This is a genomic window from Actinophytocola xinjiangensis (assembly GCF_001921215.1).
Classification (GTDB): Bacteria; Actinomycetota; Actinomycetes; order Mycobacteriales; family Pseudonocardiaceae; genus Actinophytocola; species Actinophytocola xinjiangensis.
Genome location: NZ_MSIF01000003.1, coordinates 119,678 through 146,231 on the forward strand (window position 1 = coordinate 119,678; position 26,554 = coordinate 146,231).

At 70.8% G+C, this 26,554-nt stretch carries 18 protein-coding genes and 1 pseudogene; 10 read left to right on the top strand and 9 right to left on the bottom strand.

The features are described 5' to 3' along the window. Positions 1-54: 54 nt before the first annotated feature. From BLA60_RS08385 to BLA60_RS08395, 3 genes are read left to right on the top strand one after another with little or no spacing between them, the layout of a single operon-like run. Positions 55-525, top strand: a complete 471-nt coding sequence (locus tag BLA60_RS08385; protein WP_075132224.1) for a (2Fe-2S)-binding protein — start codon at positions 55-57, stop codon at positions 523-525. Then, positions 522-2,561, top strand: coding sequence for a xanthine dehydrogenase family protein molybdopterin-binding subunit (locus tag BLA60_RS08390; RefSeq protein ID WP_075132225.1), 2,040 nt, complete (start codon positions 522-524; stop codon positions 2,559-2,561). The genes BLA60_RS08385 and BLA60_RS08390 overlap by 4 nt, the downstream gene beginning before the upstream one ends. A 25-nt stretch (positions 2,562-2,586) precedes the next feature. Next, positions 2,587-3,030 carry a MarR family winged helix-turn-helix transcriptional regulator gene (locus BLA60_RS08395; protein ID WP_245811887.1) on the top strand — a complete coding sequence of 148 codons (444 nt, stop codon included), beginning with the start codon at positions 2,587-2,589 and terminating at the stop codon, positions 3,028-3,030. Between the two features lie 6 nt (positions 3,031-3,036). On the opposite strand, the gene BLA60_RS08400 is transcribed toward BLA60_RS08395, so the two are convergent. Continuing rightward, positions 3,037-4,038 (bottom strand): hypothetical protein, encoded by a 1,002-nt coding sequence (locus BLA60_RS08400; protein WP_075132227.1) that lies wholly within the window; start codon positions 4,036-4,038, stop codon positions 3,037-3,039. A gap of 148 nt (positions 4,039-4,186) precedes the next feature. Between BLA60_RS08400 and BLA60_RS08405 the strand changes: the two genes are divergently transcribed. Together BLA60_RS08405 and BLA60_RS08410 are read left to right on the top strand one after the other, a co-directional pair. Then, positions 4,187-8,113: a S8 family peptidase gene (locus BLA60_RS08405; RefSeq protein WP_162292923.1), complete on the top strand. Its 3,927-nt coding sequence runs from the start codon at positions 4,187-4,189 to the stop codon at positions 8,111-8,113. A 198-nt stretch (positions 8,114-8,311) separates the two neighbouring features. Next, positions 8,312-12,235 (top strand): S8 family peptidase, encoded by a 3,924-nt coding sequence (locus tag BLA60_RS08410; RefSeq protein WP_162292924.1) that lies wholly within the window; start codon positions 8,312-8,314, stop codon positions 12,233-12,235. Between the two features lie 46 nt (positions 12,236-12,281). Here BLA60_RS08410 and BLA60_RS08415 read toward each other — a convergent pair whose 3' ends face one another. After that, positions 12,282-13,190, bottom strand: coding sequence for a DUF4349 domain-containing protein (locus BLA60_RS08415; protein WP_211288649.1), 909 nt, complete (start codon positions 13,188-13,190; stop codon positions 12,282-12,284). A 185-nt stretch (positions 13,191-13,375) separates the two neighbouring features. On the opposite strand from BLA60_RS08415, the gene BLA60_RS45365 reads away from it, so the two are divergent. Then, a complete protein-coding gene (locus BLA60_RS45365; protein WP_075132230.1) occupies positions 13,376-14,611 on the top strand; it encodes a pectate lyase in 1,236 nt (411 codons plus the stop codon). A gap of 161 nt (positions 14,612-14,772) precedes the next feature. After that, positions 14,773-15,624, top strand: a complete 852-nt coding sequence (locus BLA60_RS08425; RefSeq protein ID WP_075132231.1) for an SGNH/GDSL hydrolase family protein — start codon at positions 14,773-14,775, stop codon at positions 15,622-15,624. A gap of 6 nt (positions 15,625-15,630) precedes the next feature. On the opposite strand, the gene BLA60_RS08430 is transcribed toward BLA60_RS08425, so the two are convergent. Beyond that, positions 15,631-17,220 (bottom strand): Na+/H+ antiporter, encoded by a 1,590-nt coding sequence (locus BLA60_RS08430; RefSeq protein ID WP_075132232.1) that lies wholly within the window; start codon positions 17,218-17,220, stop codon positions 15,631-15,633. Between the two features lie 139 nt (positions 17,221-17,359). Between BLA60_RS08430 and BLA60_RS08435 the strand changes: the two genes are divergently transcribed. Then, a complete protein-coding gene (locus BLA60_RS08435; protein ID WP_075132233.1) occupies positions 17,360-17,905 on the top strand; it encodes a DUF6069 family protein in 546 nt (181 codons plus the stop codon). A gap of 5 nt (positions 17,906-17,910) precedes the next feature. Here the strand turns inward: BLA60_RS08435 and BLA60_RS08440 are convergent, their stop codons facing one another. Continuing rightward, positions 17,911-18,213, bottom strand: a complete 303-nt coding sequence (locus BLA60_RS08440; protein ID WP_075132234.1) for a DUF1540 domain-containing protein — start codon at positions 18,211-18,213, stop codon at positions 17,911-17,913. Positions 18,214-18,533: 320 nt separating this feature from the next. On the opposite strand from BLA60_RS08440, the gene BLA60_RS43070 reads away from it, so the two are divergent. Next, positions 18,534-18,695 carry a hypothetical protein gene (locus BLA60_RS43070; protein ID WP_154814218.1) on the top strand — a complete coding sequence of 54 codons (162 nt, stop codon included), beginning with the start codon at positions 18,534-18,536 and terminating at the stop codon, positions 18,693-18,695. Positions 18,696-18,703: 8 nt separating this feature from the next. Here BLA60_RS43070 and BLA60_RS08445 read toward each other — a convergent pair whose 3' ends face one another. The 5 genes and pseudogenes from BLA60_RS08445 to BLA60_RS08465 all read right to left on the bottom strand — a co-directional run bounded on the left by BLA60_RS08445 (position 18,704) and on the right by BLA60_RS08465 (position 25,180). After that, the gene (locus BLA60_RS08445) at positions 18,704-20,107 is read right to left on the bottom strand and encodes an NAD(P)(+) transhydrogenase (Re/Si-specific) subunit beta (RefSeq protein WP_075132235.1); all 1,404 of its coding nucleotides are present in this window, start codon (positions 20,105-20,107) and stop codon (positions 18,704-18,706) included. Next, the gene (locus BLA60_RS08450; protein ID WP_075132236.1) at positions 20,104-20,433 is read right to left on the bottom strand and encodes an NAD(P) transhydrogenase subunit alpha part 2; all 330 of its coding nucleotides are present in this window, start codon (positions 20,431-20,433) and stop codon (positions 20,104-20,106) included. The genes BLA60_RS08445 and BLA60_RS08450 overlap by 4 nt, the downstream gene beginning before the upstream one ends. Before the next feature lie 149 nt (positions 20,434-20,582). Further along, positions 20,583-20,933 carry a VOC family protein gene (locus BLA60_RS08455; RefSeq protein ID WP_084734756.1) on the bottom strand — a complete coding sequence of 117 codons (351 nt, stop codon included), beginning with the start codon at positions 20,931-20,933 and terminating at the stop codon, positions 20,583-20,585. Positions 20,934-22,942: 2,009 nt separating this feature from the next. Further along, a pseudogene (locus BLA60_RS46515) lies at positions 22,943-24,301 on the bottom strand (S8 family serine peptidase); the annotation flags it as partial. A gap of 201 nt (positions 24,302-24,502) precedes the next feature. Continuing rightward, positions 24,503-25,180 (bottom strand): TetR/AcrR family transcriptional regulator, encoded by a 678-nt coding sequence (locus BLA60_RS08465; RefSeq protein ID WP_075132574.1) that lies wholly within the window; start codon positions 25,178-25,180, stop codon positions 24,503-24,505. A 158-nt stretch (positions 25,181-25,338) separates the two neighbouring features. Here BLA60_RS08465 and BLA60_RS08470 point away from each other — a divergent pair, with 158 nt between their 5' ends. Beyond that, complete coding sequence (locus BLA60_RS08470) at positions 25,339-26,544, top strand: oxygenase MpaB family protein (protein WP_075132238.1); 1,206 nt, start codon at positions 25,339-25,341, stop codon at positions 26,542-26,544. Positions 26,545-26,554: the final 10 nt, after the last annotated feature.

A 26,554-nucleotide genomic window follows, 5' to 3' on the forward strand; every position in this document is an offset into this window, starting at 1 on the left:
GTAGGCTGAACAATCACGCGGGCCGACACGGCGCGCCTGACGGAGGGCGATACGGTGGACCGGTATCGATTGCACGTCAACGGCCGGCAGCGGGAGGTACGGGTCCCCGGGGACACCCCGCTGCTGTGGGCACTGCGCGAGGAACTCGGCCTGACCGGGCCGAAGTACGGCTGCGGGGTCGGCGCCTGCGGGGCGTGCGTCTCCCTGGTCGACGGGCAGGCCGCGCGCCCGTGCGTACGGACGGTCGAGGAGTCCGAGCACACCAGGATCACCACCATCGAGGGCCTGTCCGCGCGCGGCGACCACGCCGTGCAGCGCGCGTGGCTCGAACTGGACGTCGCCCAGTGCGGCTACTGCCAGCCAGGACAGATCATGGCGGCCGTCGCCTTGCTCGCCAGGACACCCGACCCCGACGACGAGCAGATCGCCGAGGCGTTGCGGGACAACGTGTGCCGGTGCGGCACCTACCCCAGGATCCGGGCCGCCGTGCGCCGGGCCGCCGAACTCGCGCGAGGTGACCGATGATCACCCGACGCTCCTTCCTCGGCACCGCCGGCGCGCTGGTGGTCGCCGTGTCCGCGCCGGTCCCGGCCGGCGCCACCACCGGCGGCGGCGGACCGCTCGCGCCGACCGTGTTCGTCCGGGTCGACCGCCGGGGCACGATCGTGGCCACCGTGCCCAAGCCGGACACCGGCCAGGGCGTGCGGACCCTCGCGGCGGTGCTGGTGGCCGAGGAACTCGCGGTCGGCGTCGCCGACGTGACCCTGGAGCAGGCGCCGGGCGACACCGCGACCTACGGCCCCCAGGGCATCGCCAACTCCACCTCCGCCCGCCAGCTCGCGCAACCGCTGCGCACGGCCTCGGCCACCGCCCGCTGCCTGCTGGTCGCCGCCGCGGCCGCGCACTGGGACGTGCCGGCTGAGGAGTGCGCCGCCCGGGACGGGCGGGTCACCCACCCGCGCCACCGGCCACTGCCCTACCGCGACCTGGTCGCCGACGCCGCCGCGCTCGACCCGGCCACCGTCCCGGTCACCCTGACCCCGCCGCAGGACTGGCGGCTCATCGGGCGCACCCGCGCCGGGCGGGCCGACGCGCGCGACATCGTCACCGGCCGCGCCCACTACGGCATCGACACCCGGCCCGAGGGCGGCCTGGTCGCCGTCGTCGCGCGGCCGCCGTGGATCGGCGCGCTGGTCGAGTCGGTCGAGGACACCGGGGCGCTGGCGGTGCCCGGCGTGGTCGCGGTCGTCCGCCTGGACCCGCCGGGCGCCGGCCAGGGCGGGGTCGCGGTGGTCGCCGGGTCGACCGCCGCCGCGCTGCGCGGCCGGGAGACGCTGCGGGTCACCTGGCGGGGCGGCACCCCGGACGCGGACAGCCGCGAATGGCTCGCGGACCTGGCCGCCGCGCTGCCGGCGGCACCGCCCGGCGACCTCCAGCGGGTCTACCGGCTGCCGCTGCTCGCGCACGCGCCGATGGAGCCGATGAACGCGACCGCGCACGTCACGGCCGACGGTCTTCGGGTGTGGGCGCCGCACCAGGACCCCGGCGGGCTGGCCACCCAACTGGCCCGCCAGCTCGGCCTGCCGGAGGCGTCCGTGCTGGTGAACGCCACGCTCGCCGGCGGCGCGTTCGGCCGGCGCATCGAGCCGGACCCGGTGGCCGAGGCCATCGCCTGCTCGCGCGCGACCGGTCGGCCGGTGACCGTGCGCTGGACCCGCGTCGACGACACCCGCCACGACTCCTACCGCCCGATGTCGGTACACCGGCTCAGCGCCACGCTCGACGCCGAGGGCGTCCCGGTCGGCCGCCACCACGAGGTGGTGACCTGGCCGCTGACCGTGCTGCCGGTGTTCAACAACCCGGCGATCGTGCGCGCCAGCGGCGACCACTTCCCGTACACCGTGCCCGGCGAGGTGTCGGTACTGCTGCGGGAGTCGCCGCTGCGAACCGGGTTCTGGCGTTCGGTGTACGCCGGCCAGTTCGGCTACGCCGAGGAGTGTTTCCTGTCCGAGATCGCCGGCCGGGGCGGGCACGACCAGGTGGACCTGCGGCGGCGGCTGCTGCCGGCCGACTCCCGGCTGCGCCGGGTGCTCGACGTCGCCGCCGCGCGGGCCAACTGGACCCGTGGGGTCGACGCGCCGCTGACCAGGGGCGTGGCCTGCCACCTGGACTACGGCTCGGCGATCGCGGTCGTCGTGACCGCCGACCCGACGCGGCGTCGGGTGGTCGGCGTGCACGCCGCGGTCGACGTCGGGGTGGCCGTGCACCCCTCCGGTGTGCGGGCCCAGGTCGAGGGCGGGATCATGGACGCGGTGTCCACTGTGCTCGGAGCGCAGGTCACGGTGCGCGCCGGCGCGGTCGTCGAGTCCACGTTCGGTGACTACGCGTGGGCCAGGATCACCGACTGCCCGGACATCGACGTGGCGATCGTGCCGTCCACCGCGCCGATCGGCGGGCTCGGTGAGCTGGCCTACCCGCCGGCCGCCGCCGCGATCGCCTCGGCGCTGGCCGCCGGCGGCGACCCGGTCACCGGCATGCCGTACGGGACCCCCGTCGGCTGAGCCGGGGCGGTGAGAGGATGGCCGGGTGGCTGTTGACGCCGAGGACATGCGCTCCGATGTGGACACCTGGCCGACCGGGCGGCTGCTGTCGGTGGCCGCCCGGATGGTCGAGGCGCGGTTCGACCACTACCTCGCCGGGCTCGACCTGACCCACGCCGGGCTCATCGCGCTGCACCACCTGGCCGACGGCGAGCTGTCCCAACGACAGCTCGCCAAGCTGTGCCGGGTGACCGACCAGACCATGAGCCGCACGATCGAACGGCTCGGGCGCACCGGCCACGTCGTGCGCGAACTGGATCCCGACGACCGCCGGCGCACGATCGTCGGGATCACCGGACTGGGCGCGACGGCGCTGGCCGCCGCGCGCACGGCCGAACGCGAGTCCGAGCGGCTGCTCGGTTCGGTCGAGGACTACGACCATTTCCGCCACCAGCTGATCAGCCTGATCGCCATCGCCGACGGCCGGTGAGCGCGCTCAGTCCGGCAGGTCCGGCGGCTGTACCCAGCCGTGGAACGCGGCCCGCAACCCGGCCTGGAACCGGGTCCGCGCGCCGAGCCGGTCCATCATCTGCCGCACCCGCCGCTGCAACGTCCGGTACGACAGACCGGTCTGCCGGCTGATCGCCTCGTCACCGAGCCCGGCGGTGAGCAGGGCGACGAGCGTCGCCTCGAACGCGGTCGGCACCAGGTGGCCGGCCACCGTCGGCGGTGTGCCGTTGTCCGAGGAAATCGGCACGGCCTGGCGCCACAACGCCTCGAACAGCGAGCACAGCGCGTCGAGCAACTCCGAGGGGTGCACGATGACGCAGGCCTCGATGGTGTCCCCGTCGGCCTGCATCGCCACCAGCGCCAGCCTGCGGTCGGCGACGAACATCTTCACCGGCACGCCCGACATCACCCTGGCCTGTTCCCCGGCGGCCGCGACCGACTCGTAGTGGCCCGTCCACCAGCCGGGGATCTCGACCGTGGCCTGGTCGTAGATCACCCGGTAGGTCACCCCCCTGGCGAGAGTGACGAGTTCGGTCTGGTTGGTCCGGATCGGGTCGCCGACGTGCGGTGGCCGGTCGGTGCCGCACAACTCCGTCTGGACGCCGTGCATCAGCTGGACGGCCCGCTGCTCCACCGCCTCCCGCCCAGTGATGATCTCGACCAGTTCGGCTGGGTGGCGGGTTGACGCCGCACGGCGGTAGGTCTCGGAGATCTGCGCGGCGGCCACCCGCGCCCGCCGCAGTTCCGACTCCTTCTGCTCGATCAGGGTTTCCAGGGCGACCTCCGGCGGCGCCGGGGTGAACCGCGCCAGCAGTCCCGGCATCCGGCTGGCGAGACCCAGGGTTTCCAACGAATCGAGCGAATCCTGGATCTGTTGCGGACTGAGCCTGGTCATGGTCGCCAGCGACTCGACGGACGTGCCCGGCTGGCGGATGAGCGACTGGTAGACCAGCTGACCGGTGGGGTCGAGCCCGAGTACGTCCAACATGTACCGATCTTGCACCGGCGCACGCCGCCAGTCACGGCGTGTTCACGTCGGTGACGACAACGCGCCACAGCGAGATCTTCCGCTCCCTGACGTCATTGGACATCTTCGTCCGGTCATCTCCAGACGTCATGCCAGCGAAGGAGCACCCATGAGACGTCGACAATGGCGGTTACGCGGCGCGGTCGTGACAACGACCATCGCCGCGCTCGGCCTGTCGGGCGCGGTCGCGGGTTCAGCCGATCCACCCACCGATCCCCCGACGGTTCCAGCCCCCGCCGCACCCGCCTCCGGGGCGAGCACGACGGTCACCCTGCTCACCGGGGACGTCGTCGAGTACACAGTGGATCGAAACGGCCAGCGCCGGGTCGCGCTGTCACCGGTCTCGAACCCCGACCGCCTCGGCGTCGGCTTCATGTCGGTGCCCGAGGGCGACGCGTACTACGTCTACCCCACCGACGCCCTGCCCCTGATCAACTCGGGCCGGCTCGACCCGACCCTGTTCGACGTGGCCTACCTCGCGGAGAACGGCTTCGGTGACGACGCGACCGACGCCCTGCCGGTCATCGCCCAGTACGGCGCGTCCGTCCGCTCCGCCGGCGCCCTGTCGGCCAGGGCCGACGCCCTGCCGGCCAGCGACGACGTCATCCCGCTGGCCAGCGTGCGCGGCGCCGGCATCGACATCGCCAAGGACGAGGCCGGCGAGTTCTGGTCGGCGATCACCGGCTCCGCCAAGAACAGCCGGGCCGGCGCGACCACGCTCGACGCCGGGCTGAGCAAGGTGTGGATGGACCGCCGGGTCACCCCCACGCTCGACCGCAGCACCGCCCAGATCGGCGCACCGCAAGCCTGGAAGAGCGGCTACGACGGCACCGGCGTCAAGGTCGCCGTCCTGGACACCGGGCTCGACTTCGACCACCCCGACTTCGAGGGCCGGGTCATCGCCTCGGAGAACTTCACGGTCGACGCGTCGATCCACGACGGTTTCGGCCACGGCACCCACGTCGCGTCCATCGTCGCCGGCAGCGGCAAGGCCTCCGACGGCCGCTACCGTGGCGTCGCCCCCGGCGCCTCGCTGATGATCGGCAAGGTCCTCGGCGACCTCGGCACCGGCTCCAGCAGCGCCGTGATCGCGGGCATGGAGTGGGCGGCCGCCAACGGCGCCGACGTCGTCAACATGAGCCTGGGCGGCGGCCGAACCGACGGCACCGATCCGCAGAGCCAGGCGGTCAACAACCTCACCGCCCAGTACGGCTCACTGTTCGTCGTCGCCGCCGGCAACAGCGGCCCCGGGCCGCAGACGCTCGGTGCGCCGGGCGTCGCCGACGCGGCACTGAGTGTCGCCGCCGTCGACCGGAACGACTCGATGGCCTCGTTCTCCAGCAGGGGCCCGCGGATCGGCGACTTCGGCCTCAAGCCCGACATCGCGGCCCCCGGTGTGGGGATCACCGCGGCCCGGTCCGAACCCAGCATCATGGGCGGCGACCCGGGCGCCCGCTATATGAGCGCGAACGGCACGTCGATGGCCTCCCCGCACGTCGCCGGCGCGGCCGCGATCCTCGCCCAGAAGAACCCGGAGTGGACCGCCGGCAAGCTGAAGCCCGTGCTGGTCAGCACCGCCAAGGACGCCGGCCACCGCAGCTACGAGCAGGGCGCCGGGCGAGTCGACATCCCCCGCGCCCTCAGCCAGCAGGTGTACGCCACCGGCAACCTCGACTTCGGTCAGCTCGCCCACCCGCAGACCGAGAAGGTCGACCAGACCGTCGGCTTCGTCAACGACTCCGACGAGCCGGTGACCCTGGACCTGTCGGCGTCGCTGTCCACCGAGGCCGGCCCGGCGCCGGACGGCATGCTGGCGATTGATCAGGACCAGGTCACGGTCCCCGCCAACGGCTCCGCGAAGGTCACCGTCACCGTCGATCCCACCATCGGTGAGCCGACCTGGTACGAGGGTGCGCTGCGCGCCAGTGCCCAGGGCATCGAGGTCGGCGCGGCCATCGGCTTCTACAAGGAGCCGGAGTCCTTCGAGGTCACCGGAAAGGTGATCCTGCCGGACGGCGTGCCGGTGGACTCGGTCCAGGCCTTCTTCTTCACCCGCGACGACGGTCGGCTCGACCGGACCATGTCCGTGCGCGCCGCGCCGGCGGTCGAGACGACGGCCCGACTGCACGGCGGCAGGCACACCGCCTCCGTCCTGATCGGCTGGGTCGACGAGAACGGCTACAACAACGCCGTCGGCATGAAGCCGGAGTTCGACGTCACGGGCGACACCACGGTGACCATCGACCTGCGCCGGATACAGCGGATCGAGGTCGACACACCCAAGGACGCCGTGGACTACACGTCGATCTTCGGGATCCTGCGACTGGGTGCCGGCAATGTCGGTGGCGTGCAGGCCACCGCGAGTGCCGCCCCCGCCGAAGGCATGGAGGGCTGGATGCTGCCGACCGACACGGTCGACATCGGCATTCTGCAGTCGTTCAGCCAGCACGTGCTCGGCGCGCAGCCGATCGAGATGACGGTGGCCGGCAAGCGCGGGCCCCGGCTGCACGGGCGGTACACCAGCCCCGACTCGCCCAGCACACCGCGGCTGGACGGACGGCGCACCCTGCCGCTGGTCGACGGCGGCACCGGCACGGCGGCCGACCTGGCCGGGGTGAACGCACGCGGCGCGCTCGTACTGGTCGACCTGTCCGAGTTCTGCCAGCAGACACTCTGCGCACGCGAGACGGCCGACCGGGTCGCCGAGGTCGCGAAGACCGGGGCCGCGGCGGTGCTCGCCTACGGTCCTCGTGGTCATGTCATGCTCGGGACCGGAGGGTATCCGATCTTCAGCCTCCCGGCGATGAGCATCCCGACCGACGAGGCCCGGATGCTGCTCGACCGGCTGGCACAGGGTCAGGTGCGGATCGACACCCGTGGCACGGCGACCTCGCCGTACCGGTACCACCTCGCGTTCTCCGACCCCACCCGAGTTCCCGCAGACCTGCGGCACGAGGTGGCCGAACGTGACCTGTACCGGATCGACCACCGGTTCCACTCCGACGCTCCGTCGACGTACTCCCAGACCTACTCCGGGATGAACGTCCGGATGAGCGTGGCCGGGAACATCGGGACCGCACCGCGCAGGGCACAGAGCACCCTCACCGACTACGTCGGCCCGGTGTCGAAGGACCTGCTCTGGGCGCGGTCGGTGAGCTACACCTACGACGAGCTGGTCGGCGGTCTGAACTACGGCCCCGGCTACGGCAGCCTGGACGTGTTCGCCACGAAGGGCAGCAGGACCGAGACGTGGAACTCCCGTCCGCTGACCACCGCGCCGCCCTCCACGCCCCGGGAGCTGCTCGGCAACCCGTGGGTGACGAGCACCTGCTACACCTGCCGGGCGGGCGACATGTTCGTCTTCGGCCCCAACACGCTCGACCCCGCCGGCCACAGCGGTGGCAACACTCGCAAGGAGGAGTACCGGCTGACCATGGACGGTGAGGAGATCGAGCTGAAGGAGCGGGGCTTCCTGGTCAACGCCCTGTTCTTCCTCCTCCGTGTCAAGGTCGTCACGTTCGACGTTCCGGCGGAGCGCAACACCTACCAGCTCCATCACCGGACGATCGACAAGCCCTTCCCCCAGATGCGCTACAGCGGGACCGAGAACTCGACCTACACCTTCTCGTCCGAGCGGGCCAGCGAGTCGCGGTTCGCGTCCTGCATCGGGCAGACCGTGCTCGGCCGGGCGGAACCCTGTGTCGCGGACACGATGCTGCGACTGGGCTACGACACCCAGCTCGCCCTGGACAACACCGCCAGGGCCGGCTCGTCGCAGCGGATCACCGTTCGCGGCCTCTACGGAAACGGTCTGGCCGCGCCGAAGCTGCGTTCGCTCGAACTGTGGGCGAGCGCGGACGACGGCAGGACCTGGCAGAAGATCCGTACGCACCAACGCGACGGCGAGTTCACCGGCACCATCGAACACCCGTCGCTGCGCGATTCCACCGGCGCGATCACCTTGCGCGCCAAGGCGGTCGACGTCAACGGCAACACCGTTGACCAGACCATCGACCGGGCCTACGGCCTGAGGTAAGGGGTCCACCGGGAGGTGGGGCCGGGTCTCCCGGCCCCACCTCTCGCGGCTGATGCCGGTCGCACCGACCGCGGCCCTGGTGACGGCGTATTCACGTCGGTGACGACAACGCGCCACTGCGAGAGCTTCCGATCACTGACGTTCATTGGCCATGTTCGAACAGTCATGTCCAGACGTCCTGCCAGCAAAGGAGCTCTCATGAGACGTCGACAATGGCGGTTACGCGGCGCGGTCGTCACCACGACCATCGCCGCGCTCAGCCTGTCGGGAGCGGTCGCGGGTGCAGCCGATCCATCAGCCACGGTCCCGACAGTTCCGGTTCCCGCCGCACCCGCCGGTGGTGCGACGACGACGGTCACCCTGCTCACCGGCGACGTTGTCGAGTACACAGTGGACCGGGACGGGAAGACCCGGGTGGCGATGTCGCCGGCCGCCGGTCCCGACCGTCACGGCGTCGGGTTCCTGTCGGTGCCCGACGGCGACGCGTACTACGTCTACCCCTCCGACGCCCTGCCCCTGATCAATTCCGGCAAGCTCGACCGCACCCTGTTCGACGTGGCCTACCTGGCGGAGAACGGCTTCGGTGACGATGCCACCGACGCCCTGCCGGTCATCGCCCAGTACGGCGCGTCCGTCCGCTCCGCCGGCGCCCTGTCGGCCAGGGCCGACGCCCTGCCGGCCAGCAGCGACGTCACCCCGCTCGCGAGCGTGCGCGGCGCGGGCCTGGACATCGACAAGGACAGGGCCGGCGAGTTCTGGTCGGCGATCACCGGTCCGGCCACGGCCAACCGGGGCGCCACCACCCTGGACGCCGGGTTGGCCAAGGTCTGGATGGACCGGCGGGTCACCCCGACACTGGACCGCAGCACCGCCCAGATCGGCGCACCGGAGGCCTGGCGCGGCGGCTACGACGGCAAGGGCGTCAAGGTCGCTGTCCTGGACACCGGGCTCGACTTCGACCACCCCGACTTCGAGGGCCGGGTCATCGCCTCGGAGAACTTCACGGTCGACGCGTCGATCCACGACGGTTTCGGCCACGGCACCCACGTGGCGTCCATCGTCGCCGGCAGCGGCAAGGCCTCCGACGGCAGGTACCGTGGTGTCGCCCCCGGCGCCTCGCTGATGATCGGCAAGGTCCTGCGTGACGGCGGCACCGGCACCAGCCGCGACGTGCTCGCCGGCATGGAGTGGGCCGCCGCCAACGGCGCCGACGTGATCAACATGAGCCTGGGCAGCGGCCCCACCGACGGCACCGACCCGCAGAGCCAGGCGGTCAACAACCTCACCGCCCAGTACGGCTCACTGTTCGTCGTCGCCGCCGGCAACAGCGGCCCCGGCCCGCAGACGGTCGGCGCGCCCAGCGTCGCCGACGCGGCACTGAGCGTCGCCGCCGTCAACCGGGACGACTCGATGGCCTCGTTCTCCAGCAGGGGTCCGCGTCGCGGCGACTTCGGCCTCAAGCCGGACATCGCCGCGCCGGGCGTGGCGATCACGGCCGCTCGGTCCGAGCCCAGCATCCTGGGCGGCGACCCCGGCGCCCGCTACATGAGCGCCAGCGGAACGTCGATGGCCTCCCCGCACGTCGCCGGCGCGGCCGCGATCCTCGCCCAGAAGAACCCGGAGTGGACCGCCGCCGAGCTCAAGCCGGTGCTGGTCAGCACAGCCAAGGACGCCGGCCACCGCAGCTACGAGCAGGGCGCCGGGCGGGTGGACGTCCCCCGGGCGCTCACCCAGCAGGTGTACGCCACCGGCAACCTCGACTTCGGTCAGCTCGCCCACCCGCAGACCGGGCCGATCTCCAGGACCGTCGGCCTGGTCAACACCTCCGACGAGCCGGTGACGCTTTCCCTGTCGGCGTCGCTGTCCGCCGAGTCCGGCCCCGCGCCGGAAGGCATGGTCCGGCTCGGTCAGGACGAGATCACCATCCCGGCCAACGACTCGGCGAAGGTCGAGGTCACCGTCGACCCCACACTGGGCGACCCCACCTGGTACGAGGGCGCGCTGCGCGCCAGCGGCGACGGGGTCGAGGTCGGTGCGGCGATCGGCTTCTACACGGAGCCGGAGTCGTTCACGGTCACCGGCAAGATCCTGCTGCCCGAGGGCGCCCCGGCGAACGCGGTCCAGTTCGTCGCCTACACCCGTGACGACGGCCGGCGCGACCGCACCATGACGGTCCAGGCGGACGGCGCCATCGAGACGACGGCGCGACTGCACGCCGGCAAGCACACCATGTCGACCCTGATCGGCTGGTACGACGAGAACGGCTACAACACCGCCGCCGGTCTGCGGCCCGAGTTCGACGTCACAGGCGACACCACGGTGACCCTCGACCTGCGCGGGATCCAGCGGATCGAGGTCACGACCCCGAAGGCCAGCGAGGACTACGCGTCGATCTTCGGGATGCTCCGCCTTGGCGCCGGCAACGTCGGTGGTGTCCAGGTCACCGGCAACGCCAACCCGTCCGAGGGCAGCTACGGCTGGATGCTGCCGACCGACCGGGTCCGCCTCGGCTCGTTGCAGTCGTTCAGCCAGCACCTGCTCGGCGCGCCACCGATCCGTATGTCGGTGGCCGGCAAACGCGGGCCGGTCGTGCACGCCCGGTACCAGAGCGGCAACGCCACCAACGTGACCCGGCTCGACGGGCGGCGCACCCTGCCGCTGGTCGACGGCGGCACCGGCACGGCGGCCGACCTGGCCGGGGTGAACGCACACGGCGCGCTGGTCCTGGTCGACCTGTCGGAGTTCTGCCAGGAGACGCTGTGCGCGCCGGAGGCGGTCGACCGGGTCGCCGAGGTCGCGAAGACCGGGGCGGCCGGTGTGCTCGCCTACGGTCCGCGCGGGCACGTGATGGTCGGGTACGCCTACGCCAACACCCCCTTCGCCGTCCCGACGATGGGTATCCCGACCGTCGAGGCGCGGATGCTGCTCGACCGGTTGGGGCGCGGCGAGGTGCGGCTGGACACCGACGGTGTGGCGACATCGCCGTACCAGTACCAGCTCGCCTTCTCCGACACCGCCAGGGTTCCCCGGGACCTGCGCCACGAGGTCGGCGCGCGGGAGGTTTACCAGCGTGAGCACCGCTTCCACGCCGACGCGCCGGGAACCGTCTCCCAGCGCACCTCCGGCAAGAACGTCGACATGCTGGTCGCGGGGATCATCACCACCCCGGCCCAGCGGTCGCAGAGCACGCTCACCGAGTACGTCGGCCCGGTGTCGGAGGACCTGATCTGGGATCAGACGGTCACCTACACCTTCGACGAGTTGGCGCCCTACAACTACGGTCCGACCTACACACAACTGGAGGTGTTCGACAAGGCGGGCAGCCGCACCGAGACGTGGAACTCGCGGCCACTGTCCACCGGGCCGATCTCGCTGAAGCCGAACGTGTCCGACAACCCGTGGGTGTCCACGTCGTGCTACACGTGCCGCGCGGGCGACACGCTGGTCGTCGGCACCAACACGCCCGACCCCGCCGGCCACAACAGTGGGCAGCTCCGCACGGAGGAGTACCGGCTGACCAGCGGCGACCAGGAGTTCGTTCGCAAAACCCGAGGCTACCTGATCTCGGTGATCTTCTTCCTGCTGCGGATCCCGGTCGACACGTTCGACGTCCCGGCCGAGGTCGGTACCTACCGGCTGGAGCACCGGGCCGCCACCAAGCCGTTCCCGCAGGCGCGCTACAGCGCGACCACGAACTCGACCTACACGTTCCGCTCACAGCGGCCGAGTGAGTCGCAGTTCGCGTCCTGCACCGGACAGCTGGCGCTGGGCAGGGCCGAACCGTGTGGCGCCGACAAGATCCTGCGACTGCGCTACGACCTCGACCTCGACCTGGCCAACACGGTCAAGGCCGGTTCGTCGGAGCGGATCACGGTCGACGGGTTCTACGGAAACGGCCTGGCAGCGCCGAAACTGCGTTCGCTGGAGCTGTGGACCAGCGCGGACGACGGCAGGACCTGGCAGAAGATCCAGATGCGGCACCGGGGCGGCGCGTTCAGTGGCGTCATCGAGCACCCGGGGCTGAGTGACTCCACCGGCGCGATCACCCTGCGCGCCAAGGCGGTCGACGTCAACGGCAACACCGTTGACCAGACCATCGACCGGGCCTACGGCCTGAGCTAGGCACGACCGGGGGAGGTGGGGCCGGGCAACCCCCGGCCCCACCATCTCACGGCTGCGGCACCGCCGGCGCCACCGCCGCGTTCGCCACCGCCGCGCGGCGACGGCGCCACCAGCGCACCAGCGGCACCCCGGGAATCGCCAGCACCAGCACGAACGGCAGCACCGCGCCCAGCACCCGCAGCAACACGCCGCCGGCGCCGAGGAAGGCGTCCCAGCCGTCGGACAGGCCGGCGACGAACCCGCTCGACTCCTCCTCCGTCTCCACCGGCGGCGGTGCGGTGTCGTCCCGGCTCACCGCGATGGTGACGGTGGACATCGCGACCTGCCCACCCAGTGCCTGCCGGCGCTGGGTCAGCGACTCCAGTTCCGCCTCCCGCGCGGTCACCTCCTGCTCGATCCGCACGATCTCCTCGACCGTGCCCGCCCTGGCCAGCAGCGCCCGCACCCGGTCGACGCTGGCCCGCTGGGTGGCGACCCGGCTGTCCAGGTCGACGACCTGCTCGGTGACGTCCTCGGCCGTCTGGTCGCGGGACACCACCTCACCCAGCTCCGACAACTCCCCCAACGCCGCGTCGAAGCGGTCGGACGGGATGTGCAGGGTGAGCGTGGCGGACTCCTCCCTGACCTCCTCGCGACCGGCGTAGCCGCCCTCGGTGGCGGCGATGCCCCGCGCGCCGTCGACGACCTCGGCGACCGACGGCGCCGACAACGCGAGGTTGGCCGTGCGCACCAGTTTCCGGTCCACACCGGGCTGTTCGACCTTCTTCACCGGTGCCACCTCCCCCGACTGGTCAGCCTCCGCCCCCGGCTTCGCGGCCTCCGCCGGCGCCATCTGGGCCTCGCCCCCGCTGGCGGAGTCGCTGCTCATCGCCGGGCCGCCGCTGCTGCCGGTACAGGCCGCCAGCCCGGCGGCGACCCCCAGCACCAGCGCGACGCCCACCAGTCCGCGCTTCATGTGTCCTCCCAGTGTCATGCGGGATAGACGCAAGACCGTACGGATCGCGTTGCCAGCGACCGGTCACGAGTCGGAGTCGATCGGGCCACGCCACCGGCCGGCAAAGTCCACGCGCGGCGCGCGATTGTCCACCTCCTCGTCCTTAGCCTGATCACACGTGTGTCCACCCAGCCGAGGAGGCCTCAATGAGCCTGCGCAACCGTGGTCCATCCGTGCGGGCGGCGGTCATCGCCGGTGTGACCGCACTCGGGGCCGGCCTGCTCGGGGTGACCGGCGCGGCGCCGGCCGCGGCCGCCAGCGTCGACACCGGGGCCACCTACGTGTTCGTCTCCCGCCACAGCGGCAAGGCGATGGACGTGTACAACTGGGCGACCAACGACGGCGCGCCGATCGTCCAGTTCGCCCGCAACGACCTCGCCGTGCAGCAGTGGCGGTTCGTGGATGCGGGATCCGGGTACTACAAGATCAGATCCGTGCACAGCGGGAAACTGCTGGAGATGCCCAACGCCACCGACGGCACCGGTCTGGTCCAGGCCAGCGACAACGGCAGTACCCGCCAGCACTTCCGGCTCGCCGACTCCGACAGCGGGTACGTGCGGTTCATCAACCGGCACAGCAACAAGGCGCTGGACGTGTGGGAGTGGTCGACCGCCGACGGTGGCCCGATCGCCCAGTTCGCCGACCTGGACGGCTGGAACCAGCAGTGGCAGCTGGCGACGGTCGGCGGCGGGAACCCCCCACCGGGCACCTGGCCGACGCCGACCGGGCAGGTCGCGGTGAACGGCACGATCCAGGTGTCCGGCACGCTCGACGGCGGGCTGCGGCGCTACTGCTGCATCGGCGACGGCGGCCAGGAGGAGGACCAGGACCCGATGTTCCAGCTGGCCTCGGGGGCCACGCTGCAGAACGTCATCATCGGCGCGCCGGCCGGCGACGGCGTGCACTGCTCGGGTCCCTGCACGCTGCGCAACGTCTGGTGGGAGGACGTCGGCGAGGACGCGGCGACCTTCCGGGGCAGCGGCTCGCCGAACTTCCTGGTCGACGGCGGCGGCGCGCGGGCGGCGTCGGACAAGGTGTTCCAGCACAACGGTCCCGGCACGGTGACGATCCAGAACTTCCAGGCCAGCAACTTCGGCTCGTTCTACCGGTCGTGCGGCAACTGTTCGTCGCAGAGCCAGCGCAACGTGGTGCTGCGCAACGTCACCCTGACCCGGCCGGGTAACACCGTGGCCGGCATCAACACCAACTACGGTGACACGGCGCGGTTCTCGGGCATCACGGTGGTCAACGACCCCAACCGGTCGATGGTGATCTGCCGCAAGTACGTCGGCAACGACGACGGCGACGAGCCGGACCAGATCGGCACCGGTCCGGACGGGACCAACTGTCTCTACAGCGCCTCGGACATCACCTACCGCTGAGGTCCGTGTCGTGTGGATCCGGCCGCGCGTCCTCCTCCCCGCGCGCGGCCGGGTCCCGCCTCCGAGAAACGGGGCGTTGACGCACGGCGACGAATCGTTGACTATGGGCAGGCAGTTGTCTACTCATGAGTAGCTTTCAACTTCCCCCGGGAGAGGGTGCCATGTCCCGTCGCCTGCTCGTGGTCGCCAGCGCACTGCTCACCGCGCTCGCCACCGTCACCGTCCCCGCGTCGGCCGCCGAGCCGTTGGACTACGTCGCGCTCGGCGACTCCTACAGTGCCGCGTCCGGCGTACTGCCGACCGCACCGGGCTCACCGCTGCTGTGCCTGCGCTCGGCGCGCAACTACCCGAGCGTGATCGCCGCGACGACCGGGGCCAACCTCGTCGACGTGACCTGCGGCGCCGCCGAGACCAGGCACTTCACCAGCTCCCAGTACCCCGGCGTGCCGGCCCAGGTCGACGCCCTGAGCGAGGACACCGACCTGGTCACGCTGACCATCGGCGGCAACGACAGCGCGGTGTTCATCGGCGCCATCCTGGCCTGCGGCTCGGCCGGCATCGTCACCATCGGCCTGGGCAACCCCTGCCAGACGATCTACGGCTCGCTGTTCGAGGACACCATCCGCGACACCACCTACCCGTCGCTGGTCCAGGCGCTGCGCGCGGTCCGGGCCAACGCGCCCAACGCCGAGGTGGCCATCCTCGGCTACCCGTGGATCGTCCCGGAGTCCGGCGGCTGCTTCACCAGGATGCCGATCGCCCGGGGTGACGTGCCGTACGTGCGGTCGCTGCAGTCCACCCTGAACGACGCTGTGCGCCGCGCGGCCGAGGCCACCGGGGCGACCTATGTGGACCTGAACCAGGTCTCCCACGGCCGCGACGCCTGCCAACCCGTTGGTACGCGGTGGATCGAGCCGGTCCTGCACACCACCAACCCGGTCGTCGTGCACCCGAACGCGCTCGGCGAGGCCGGCATGGCCGCCCAGGCCATGCGGGTGCTCGGACTGGACTGACGGGACTCAGCGCCGGCCGCGCATGCTCTGCAGGTCCAGCCTCTGGAGCATCCGGTCGGCCACCGTCGGGTCGATACCCGGTTCGGCCCGGGCGTCGATGATCTCCTGCCGGGCGGCCGAGAGCAGCTGCGCGTCGAGCGCGAGCAGCTGCCCGGCCCGGTGCCTCCACTGCTCGGCGTTCTCCCGCTGCTCCTCGTCCCACATGTCCGGGTTCAGCATCGCCAGCAGGTTGACGTACTTCTCCCGCAGGCGTTCCACGGCGGCCTGCGGGAGGTCCTCGTCCTCGACCACCTCGTCGAGCCGGCGGATCGCGGCCTTGGCGGCGCGTCGGGCCAGCCGGCGCTCGGCCTTCTCCTCGGCCGCCCTGGTGCCGCCGACGCCCAGCATCCGCACCAGGAACGGCAGCGTCAGTCCCTGGAGCACCAGCGTCACCATCACCACGGCGAAGGCGATCAGCAGGATCTGCGCGCGCCCGGGGAAGTCCCCGCCGTCGCCGGCGGTCAGCGGGATCGCCAGCGCGAGCACGATCGTGGTCACCCCGCGCATCCCCGACCACCACATCACCAGCGTCTCGCGCACCCCGATCGGGCCCTCGACATCCACCCGCCGCTTCCCCCGGCTGATCACCGCGACCGGCAGCAGCCACAGCAGCCGCACGACCACGACGGTCCCGACCACCAGCAGCGTCGGCCCGACCAACGTGCGCCAGCCCTGGTCGAGAGTGCCGAGCACCGACCGCAACTCCAGGCCGATCACGCCGAAGGTGATGCCGGTGATGGCCACCTCGGCCACACCCCAGAACGTGGTGAACGTCAGCCGCCCCACCACGTCGTCGGGGTCGTGCCGGCCGGACAGGTACAGGCTGTAGACCAGCACGGCCAGCACCCCGGAACCCTGGAGGTGGTCGGCCAGCACGTAGACCCCGGCCGGCACCACCAGCGACAGGATGATCGCCGGGATCGGGTCGCCGCCGCCGATCACCGACACCAGCCGTGCCGACAGCCAGCCGGCCACGTACCCGATCACCACGGCGATCACCGCGGCCAGGGCGAACTCACCGACGGCCCGGGCAGGGTGGAAACTCCCGGTGACCACCGCCGCGATCGCCACGTGGTACATGACGATGGCCGTGACGTCGTTGAAAAGCCCTTCACCCTCCAACAGGGACAGCATCCGGCGCGGCAGGTGCAGCGGCGCGCCGACCGCGCTCGTGGCCACCGGGTCCGGCGGCGCGACCAGTGCGCCGAGTACCACCGCCGAGGCCAGCGGCAGTCCCGGCACGACCGCGCTGGCGACCGCGGCGACCGCCCCCGCGGTGACGAACACCAGCGCCACGGCCAGCAGCAGGATCGGCCGGGCGTTGACCGCGAACTGGTGCCAGGTGGTCCGCCGGGCGGCGATGTAGAGCAGCGGTGGCAGCAACAGCGGCAGGATCAGCTCGGGGTCCACGTCGATGCCGGGCAGGGTGGGCACCAACGCCAGCACCAGACCGAACACGGTCACCAGGACCGGGTAGGGCAGGCGGGTGCGGTCGGCGACCGGGATCAGCACGGCCGTCCCGCACAGCACGAGGGCCAGCAGGCCGAACTGGGTCATCGCCGCCCTCTCGCCGAGTCCACCTGGGACTGTCCAGTGTGGTCACTCGAACCGGAGGTTCGCGACCGGAGCACAGGAGATGCGCCATCGCCCGCGCCGCAATACGTTTGGCCGAGGTGAACAGGGCGGAGGAAGAACCGTGACGGACAACCAGTACCAGCCTTGGGTGGAACCGGCCGACGAGTCGGTGTCGGTCGAAGCGGGTCGTATGTGGACCGGCGGCCTGGCGACCGCCGTCGTCGCCGCGCTGGTCGCGGTGGTGGGCGTGCTGGTCATCCGCGGCGTGTTCGGCATCCCGGTGATCGCGCCGGGCAACACCCCCGGCGCGATCGACTACGTCGGCGCGGTGTGGGTGGCCGGGTTCTCGGTGCTCGGCGCACTGCTGGCCACGGCACTGGCCCACGTGCTGCTGCTGGTCGCACCCCGGCCGATGATCTTCTTCGGCTGGATCATCGCGCTGGCCACCGTGGCGATGACGGTGTGGCCGTTCAGCGTCGAGGTGGCCCCGGACGTGCGGGTGGCCAACGCGGCGCTCTACCTGCTGATCGGGATCTCGATCGGTTCACTGGTGGTCAACGCGGCCGGCGCCGCCGTCCGGTACAACCGCTCCCCCTATCACGACTGGCCGGGGCAGGGCCGCCCGGTGGGCTGGCGGGAGGACCCGCCAACCCACCGGATGAACTAGTCACATCACCTGGCCACGTAGGTCATGCAGTTCGCGTCGTGGCCGCCCGGACCGGGGGCGACCTTCACCGCCGAGGCACCGCACTCGAGGTTCTTGTTGTAGACGCAGTCGGCGCGCGAGCAGGCGCCGACCTGGGACATGACCCTCGGCAGGCCGCCCTTGGCGTCCAGCGGCACGAACGTGGCGCAGTCGGCCGCGCCGTTCACGCCACTGACCGTGATCGCGAAGGCGTGGCAGTCGTGGTCGGCGTTGTAGGAACAGGTGGTGACCGTGCATTCACTGATGGCCGGCATCTCGGTGGTGGTCATCAGCCGACCCCCTTCCGTCGGTGGCAGTTCGGAACGTCTCTCCACCATGACAGCGCTCCCCCGGTCCCGCAATTCGTCCATCGTGGACGGCCGGGAGCAGTCGGCTGGCGCATCCGGGCGTCACCCGTTCGGGCGATTCGGGTGCTCCGTGAATCATTTGAATCTCATGCAGCAAACGGAGCATGAGAAGCGGTGGATGGCCGCATGAGGAACGCATGGGTCGACCGTGACCCGGGCACTGGTTGGTGCTCTTCCAGAGGTCAAGACTTCCTGTCAAGACCACAGGGTCGTAAATCACTCAAGAACCGAGGGAGCCCACCATGTCCGCCGCCACCGCCACCACCGCCGCCTTCCGCACCGATGTCACCCCCGTGCTCGTGATCGAGGAGTTCGACCACTGGCACAACCAGCCCGACGCGATGCTCTCGCCGACGTCGATCACCTGGAACGACCCGGTGACGACGACCCGGCGCGCGGCGTGACCCGGTTGTTACAGGGCCTTCAGTTCCCTGGTGAGTTCGTTGACCGATGACTTGGCGTCGCCGAAGAGCATGCTGGTCTTCGGATGGTAGTAGAGCTCGTTGTCCACGCCGGCGAAGCCGGGGTTCATCGATCGTTTGAGGACGATCACCGACCGACTGTGGTCGACATCGAGGATCGGCATACCGTAGATCGGTGAGCCGGGATCCGTGCGGGCCGCCGGGTTGGTGACGTCGTTCGCGCCGATGACCAGGGTGACGTCGGTGTGGGTGAACTCGCCGTTGATGTCCGCCATCTCCTTGAGCTGGTCGTAGGGCACGTCCGCCTCCGCCAGCAACACGTTCATGTGGCCGGGCATGCGCCCGGCCACCGGATGGATCGCGTAGTAGACCGAGACGCCCTTCGACTCCAGTGCGGTGGCCATGTCCCGCACGGTGTGTTGGGCCTGGGCCACCGCCATCCCGTACCCGGGCACGATGATCACCTGGTGGGCGTAGGCCAGTTGGATGGCCGCGTCCGCCGCACTGGTCCGGCGAGCCGACCGCTGCCCCGCCGCGACGGCCGGCCCGCCGGAGGACCCGTTCCCGCCGAACCCGCCGGCCACGATCGACGGGATCGACCGGTTCATCGCCTTGGCCATCAGGTTGGTCAGGATCGAACCGGACGCGCCGACGATCATGCCGGCCACGATCAGCGCCGTGTTGTCCAGCGCCAGCCCCATCGCCGCCGCGCTGAGCCCGGTCGCCGCGTTCAGCAGCGAGATCACCACCGGCATGTCCGCGCCGCCGATCGGCAGGACCACCAGCACCCCGAGCGCCGCCGAGGTCACCAGCAGGCCGATCATCAGCAGTTCTGCCTGGCCGCCGACGGCGATCGACACCCCGCAGGCCAGCGACCCGAGCAGCAGCACGAGGTTGATCGGCTGCTGGAGTCGTCCGGCGGTCACCGGCCGGCCAGGGAGCACCTCCTGCAGCTTGCCGAACGCGATCGTCGAGCCCCAGAACGAGACCGAGCCGATCAGCGCGGCGAACAGCGAGGCGATCGACACGTAGGCCGCCGCGTGCTCGAACCCGTTGCTGTGCCGGAACTCCACCCACGCGATCAGCGCGATCGCGCCCCCGCCGACGCCGTTGAACAGCGCCACCATCTGCGGCATGGCGGTCATCCGGACCTTGCGGGCCGCCGGTACGCCCGCGGCCGTACCGATCGCCACGCCGAGCAGGATCAGCCACCAGTTGCCCAGTCCAGGGGTCAGCAGCGTCGCGCCGACCGCGACCGCCATGCCGGCGGCGGCGAGCAGGTTGCCGCGCACGGCGGTTCGCGGACCGGTCAGGCCCATCAACCCGAAGATGAACAGCGCGAAGGCGACGATGTACAGGCTCTGGATGACCGTCTCGTCCTGGAGCCAGCTCATGACCGCGCACCGTCCCTGTCCCCGGCCGGGCCGCCCGGCGTGTCCTCGGTGCGTTTGGTCTTGAACATCGCCAGCATCCGGTCGGTCACCAGGAAGCCGCCGACCACGTTCATCGTGCCGAAGGCGATCGCCACCACCAGCAGGATCTTGTTCAGCGTCCCGTCGGCGCCCGATCCCAGGACGATGAACCCGCCGAGCACGACGATCCCGTGGATGGCGTTGGTGCCCGACATCAACGGGGTGTGCAGCGTGTTCGGGACCTTCGAGATGACCGCGAAGCCGACGAAACCGGCCAACACGAGGATCGCGAGGTTCTGCATCAGCATCCGACGGCTCCTTTGGCGTCGACCGCTAGATCACCTTTCAGGTTTAGCACGCCGATCACCGTTGGCACAGGGTGCGTCCGCCGTTGTCCCCGTTGGTCCGTTCGGCGGCGGTCGGGCGGGTCCGGTGGCCACCCGACCGTCGGCCCGGCTCAGCCGTCCTGCAGAATCCCCAGGACGTTGCCGTCGGGGTCGGTGAACGTGGCGACCCGCCGGCCTCCGCCGACCTCGCGGGCCGGCTCGGTGACCGTGCCGCCGGCGGCGGTCACCTCGGCCAGCTTGGCGTCGAGGTCGGCGACCTCCCAGTAGGCGACCGGTGAGGTCATGCCCTGCGGGCCCCCTCCGGGGACCAGGCCGACGTGCTGGCCCTCCACGTCGTAGCCGACGTAGTAGGGCCCTTCGGTCTGCGGGTCGATGCCCAGCAGCGCGGTGTACAGCGCCTTGGCCGCCGCGAGGTCGGTCACGGGATGCAGAACGGTCTTGATTCCCTTGGTGGTACTCACTGTCTCTCCAGGTCGTCGGTCCAATCGGGACTGTCTGGCGACGACCGTAATCCGGTCTTCCGGCCCGGCGCTTCTCGAATCCTGATCGGTTCGGCGCACGAACGGGTGACCGTCGGCCCGCTGGGCCGGCTCCCGGCCGGTGGTCGGGGGTGACCACCGGCCGGGAGTGCGTTACCTCACTTCAGTGTGTAGGCCCGGATCACGGTCTGGGTGACCGTGTTCCCGTCCTGGTCGGTCGCCGAGGCACGCAGGGACACCGAACTCGCCCCCGCCGGGTGTTCGAGCACCGCCACCTGGCGCACGAGCACCGCGGCCTTGCGCCAGGTCTTCCCCTCGTCGTAGGAGACGTCGACGGTCAGTGCCTTCGGGTACTCCAGGGCACCCAGCTCGTTCTGCATGCGCACCGGAACCAACGCCGCCCTGCCGGCCGGGGCCGAACCGTCCGCATCGAGCTTGGGCTGGAATCGAACAACGTTGAGCGGCAACGGTTCCTCGCCGTCCACATGCGACGAACGGAACGTCCACTCGGCACCGACCGAGGTGCTCAGGCCGTAGTCGGCCGACCTGGTCGCCTCGGTGGTGAGCCGGTAGTCACCGGCCTGCGCCGGCACGGAGAAGAACCCGCGCCCGGCCAGCGGCGTCTCGCCGACCAGTTCGTCGCCGAGGTAGAGCTTCGTCGAGCCGGACTCGGTCGGGGTGAAGCCCGCGTTGCCGGCGCCGTCGGTGAACAGCGGGAGGTCGACGCTGATCTCGTCCGCCCCCCGGTAGGCCCACTGGTAGTCCCCCGCCGGCAGGCCGGGGCCGAACACCGGGTGGTTGATCCGCTGGTCGTAGGTGCGACCGCTGTCGTAGGGCAGCGGCGACCCGTCGTAGCTCGCCACGAGGTCGGTCTCCCCGAAGATCCACAGGCTGGTGGCCCATCGGATGTCCTCGGTGGTGACGTGGAGGGTGCTGACCCCGGGAAGGGACACGTCCTGACCGAGTGCCGCGGTCCACAGCGAGCCCGAGGCCGGCTGAGGCGAGCGGAACAGTGATCCGCTGGGCGCCTGCGCCGACGGACCGATGTCGACCCGCAGCGTCGCCACGTCGTCCGGTCCGACGACCTTGGTGAAGTCCGTCGGGTAGCGGTCGAGGAACCAGGCAAGGGAGTACAGCTCGTTCTGGGCGTCCTGCCAGCCGGTGTGCACCCAGGCGTCGAACGCCAGTTCCGGCAACGGGTCACCGAGCTGCCCGAAGCGCACCCCGTCCAGTTCGTCACCGAAGATCAGGAACCCGCTGCCGAACGCCTGGCCGTCGTTGTCGACCTGGTAGGCGATCTCGGCGATCCCCAGCTCGGCCCCGCCGGGCGGGGTGACGTCCACCGGGCTGGCCGAGGCCAGGTCGACCTCGAAGGCCTGGTTCCGGTCGAGCAGCAGACCCGGTTGGATCAGCTGTGTGCTGTTGGAGTTGTCGTTGGTGAACGACAGGTACTCCATCAGGTAGCGACCCTTCGGCAGGCGCATCGTCACCGTGCCGTCCTCGCTGAAGCCGTCGATGATGCTGAACTCGTCCAGCCCCATCGCGCTGACGACGTAGGCGTCGGCCGCCACGGCCGGATCGTCGCGGAAGGTCACCGTGAGGTCGTAGCTCTCCTCCTCGCGGGAGATGCCCACCGGGGTGCGGGTGACCGAGTCGCCGGCGGTGGCCACGATCGTGCCGGAGTAGGCGCCGTCGGCCGGACCGGTGCGCGGGTCTCCGGTGACCTCGACCGAGGCCGTGCCGCCGGCGGGAACGGTGAGCTGGTCGACGCTGAGCGAGAACGCGTCGGTCGGGTCGCCGTTGGGGTCGGTGGCCTCCAGCGTGAGGGCGAGCGTCACGTCGGCGTCACCGAGGTTGCGGTAGGTGACCGGCCTGGTCACCGGCTGGTCGTCCTCGCGGGGCCAGGTCTGGACGCCCAGGCTGACGCTGGAGGGCTCGGCGACCACCGACGCGGTCATCGCGCGCGGCACGTCGACCCGGCCGCTGCCCTGCTGGAAGGCGGTCAGGCCGTCGGTCGGCGTGGCCGAGCCGGCCAGGGCGGCCTTGAGCTGCTGGGCGGTCCAGTCCGGGTGCTGCTGGGCGATCATCGCGGCGACCCCGGCGACGTGCGGGGTGGCCATCGAGGTGCCCGACAGCGCGGTGTAGCCGTCCTCGACCGGCGGGGCGATGGTGCCGGCGGAGTGCAGTGCGGCCACGATCTCCACGCCCGGCGCGGTCAGGTCGGGCTTGACGGCGCCGTCGCCGACGGTCGGGCCGGTCAGCGAGAACGGGGCGAGCGAGTCGTCCCGGTCGACCGCGCCGACGGTGAGCGCCGAGGGGGCGCTGCCGGGCGAGGCGACGGGCTCGTCGTTCGAGAAACCGTTGCCGGCGGCGATCACGAACAGCACGTCGTGCTCGGCGGTGAGCGTCTCGACCGCCTGCTCCATCGGGTCGAGCCCGGGGGTGTCCGCGCCGCCGAGGCTCATGCTGATGATGTCGGCGTCCTGGGCGGCCGCCCACTCCATGCCGGCGATGATCTCCGAGTCCGAGCCGAACCCGTAGTCGTCGAGCACCTTGCCGTCGAGGATGTCCGCGCCGCTGGCGATCCCCCGGTACTTGCCGCCGGCCTTGGCGCCGGTGCCGGCCAGGATCGACGCGACGTGCGTGCCGTGGCCGTAGTTGTCGACCGCGTCCGGGGACGCGGAGAAGTTCTGCTCGGCGACCTCCTGGCCGGCGAGGTCGGGGTGGGTCTGGTCGACGCCGGTGTCGAGCACCGCGACCCGCACACCCTCACCGGTCAGGCCGGCCTCCCAGGCCGCCGGCGCGCCGATCTGCGCGGCGCTGCGGTCAAGGACCGCCTCGCGCTTGCCGTCGAGCCAGATCCGGTTCACCCCGCGCGTGGCCGTGCGTACCCCCACGCCGTCGGTCAACGCCTCCCAGGTGGCACCGTTCTTGGCCGCCGCGAGCGCGACGCCGTCGATGCTGGGTAACGGCCGCGAGTTACCGGCGAGCCGGGGTGCGCCGGCCCCGTCGGCACCGGTGACGATCAGCGGCACGCTGTCGGTGTGCGCGTCGTCGTAGCCGAACTCGACCAGCGTGGTGACGTCGAACAGCCGCCGGTCGAGGTGTCCGGTCGCGACGAGCTGGCGTGCGTCGCCGGGGATGACGTAGACGTGATCGCCGACCTTCGAACGGGAGAACGTCATGTCGTCGCGGTCGCTGCCCGGTGTGACCGAGATGCGCTGGTCGGCGTGCAGGGTGACCTGGTCACCGGTGACCAGGGTGACCGTGGTGCCGTTGGGTCTGGCCGCGTCATGGGAGTCGCTCTGCCGGGGTGCCGCGCTCGCCACGCCGACGGTGCCGAGCACCATCCCGACGATGGCGACGCCGGTCCCGAGCGTTCTGCCTATTCGCACCTGAACCTCCGCTTCTTCGATTGGCGGAGGAAAGATAACGGTCGTTGATATCGACTGACAATGAATCAGCGGGATTTCAGGCGAAAACTCGTGAAATCGATCTCGTTTTCATAACGAACACCATCGTGAGGCAACCTTTTCAGGCCGCGGGGCGTGTTAACCGGACGACCTCGGCGTCAGCATGGGGACGAGGAACTGGTGGGCCACCTCGGCCAGCCGCTCCTCGTCGTCGAGATCGATGACGAGGCTGGGAATCGCCAGAAACGAGGCGGAAACCCGCACCATCATCTCGGCTACGAGATCGGCGTCCAGCTCGCCGGACACCGTGCCGGCGCGCTGCTCGCGGCGCAGCTGGCCGGCGACGAACTGCCGGACGGTGGCCAGGGTCCGGCCACCATCGGTGATCATCGAGGGCACCAGCAGGTCCGGTTCGGCGGCGATGAGCCCACCGATCAACGGATTGTTCCGAATGGCACGCAACGAGCTGACAAAACCGAGAACCACTCGGTCCGCCGCCGTCGTGGCCCGTTCGATATCAATGAGGAACTGGTCGAAATAACGCCGGAACTCGCGGCGGACGACATGTTCGACCAGAGTGTCCTTCGTGGCGAACCGGCGGTAGACGGTGATCCGCGAAACCCCTGCCCGGCGGGCCACGTCTTCCATTGTGGACCGCTGGATACCCATCCGGCAGAACTGTTCGTAGGCCGCGTCGAGAATGCGGGAGCGCGCCTCGTCCACGTCGTCGACCTGTTCGACGGCGTCGGTGTAGGCACGCTCCAGCAACGACTCGGAGCCCCTCGGCGCCATGAATACGGACAGTGCGGGTTCCACGCTCACCTCCGGTGGCCGATTCTGCCTCATCGCCCTCCGCGGCGACTACAGGGCCTTGTGATGACCGATACGGTGTGTTATTGATGATACACAGAAGCATCTCTCGTTTCATCGTATCAGTACAGTGCTCGGGCCTCGACGAGGAGGAAGAGCTAGCCATGGACGGACTCAGCAGGCGCAACATGTTGAAGGCGGGCGGCGTGATGGGCGCGGCCGGCGCACTCGGCGTGGCGGTGCCGTGGACCTGGTCGGCCAGCGGTTCGGTGGCTGGCGCGGGTGCCGGCGCCGACCCCCGATGGGTGTGGGACCCGGAGGCCGACCCGCTGGTCGCCTCCCTGCTCGACCGGGGCGACGTGCCCCGGGTCAACCAGCTTCTCCGGACCTGGACCAAGAACGGCCAGCCGCTGCCCTCCGGACTCCCGGCCGACCTGCGCGACTTCATGGACAGCGCCCGGCAGCTGCCGTCCTGGACCGACCAGGGCAAGCTCGCCACCGCCTTCGACTTCAACGAGAAGCGCGGGCTCTACCTCGGCGTCCTGTACGGACTGGCCAGCGGCATGATGAGCACGGTCATCCCCAAGGAGGCTCGCGCGGTCTACTACTCGCAGGGCGGCGCGGACATGAAGGACCGCATCTCCAAGACCGCCAAACTCGGCTACGACATCGGCACCCGCAACGCCTACGCCGCCGACGGCGAGATGATCGTGACCTGCGTGAAGACCAGACTCGTGCACGCCGCCGTGCGCCACCTGCTGCCGCAGTCGCCGCACTGGCCGCCGGTCGCCGAGGAGGACATCCCGATCAGCCAGCGGGACATGATGGTCACCTGGCACAGCCTGCCGACGACCGTCATGCGGAAACTCGTCGACTGGAGGGTGCCGATCCCCGCCCACGAGTCCGAGGCGTTCCTGCACTCCTGGCAGGTGTGCGCGCACATGCTCGGCATCCACGACGAGTACATCCCGGCCACCTGGGACGAGGCCAACTCCCAGGCCGATCAGGTGCTCAACCCGGTCCTCGCGCCGACCAACGAGGGCATCGCGCTGGCCGACATCCTGCTCAACCTGGGCTCGATCATCGACGGCGGCATCCTGAGCAAGCCCATCCTCGGCGCGTTCACCCGGTTCATGCTCGGCGACCAGATCGCCAGCTGGCTGCGGATCTCGCGCTACCCGCTGTGGGACGGGCTGCTGCGCACCGCGTGGGGCCCGTTCATCGCCGTGCGCGAGGGCCTGCTGCCCTTCCCGGGAGCGCCGGACGCCTACTGGCTGTTCGACGAGTTCCTGCGCAAGGCAGCGCTGCTGTTCCTCTCCGAAGGACGGACGATCAGCATCGAGATCCCCGAGTCCAACCGTCCTTCCTGACCGATGTGCA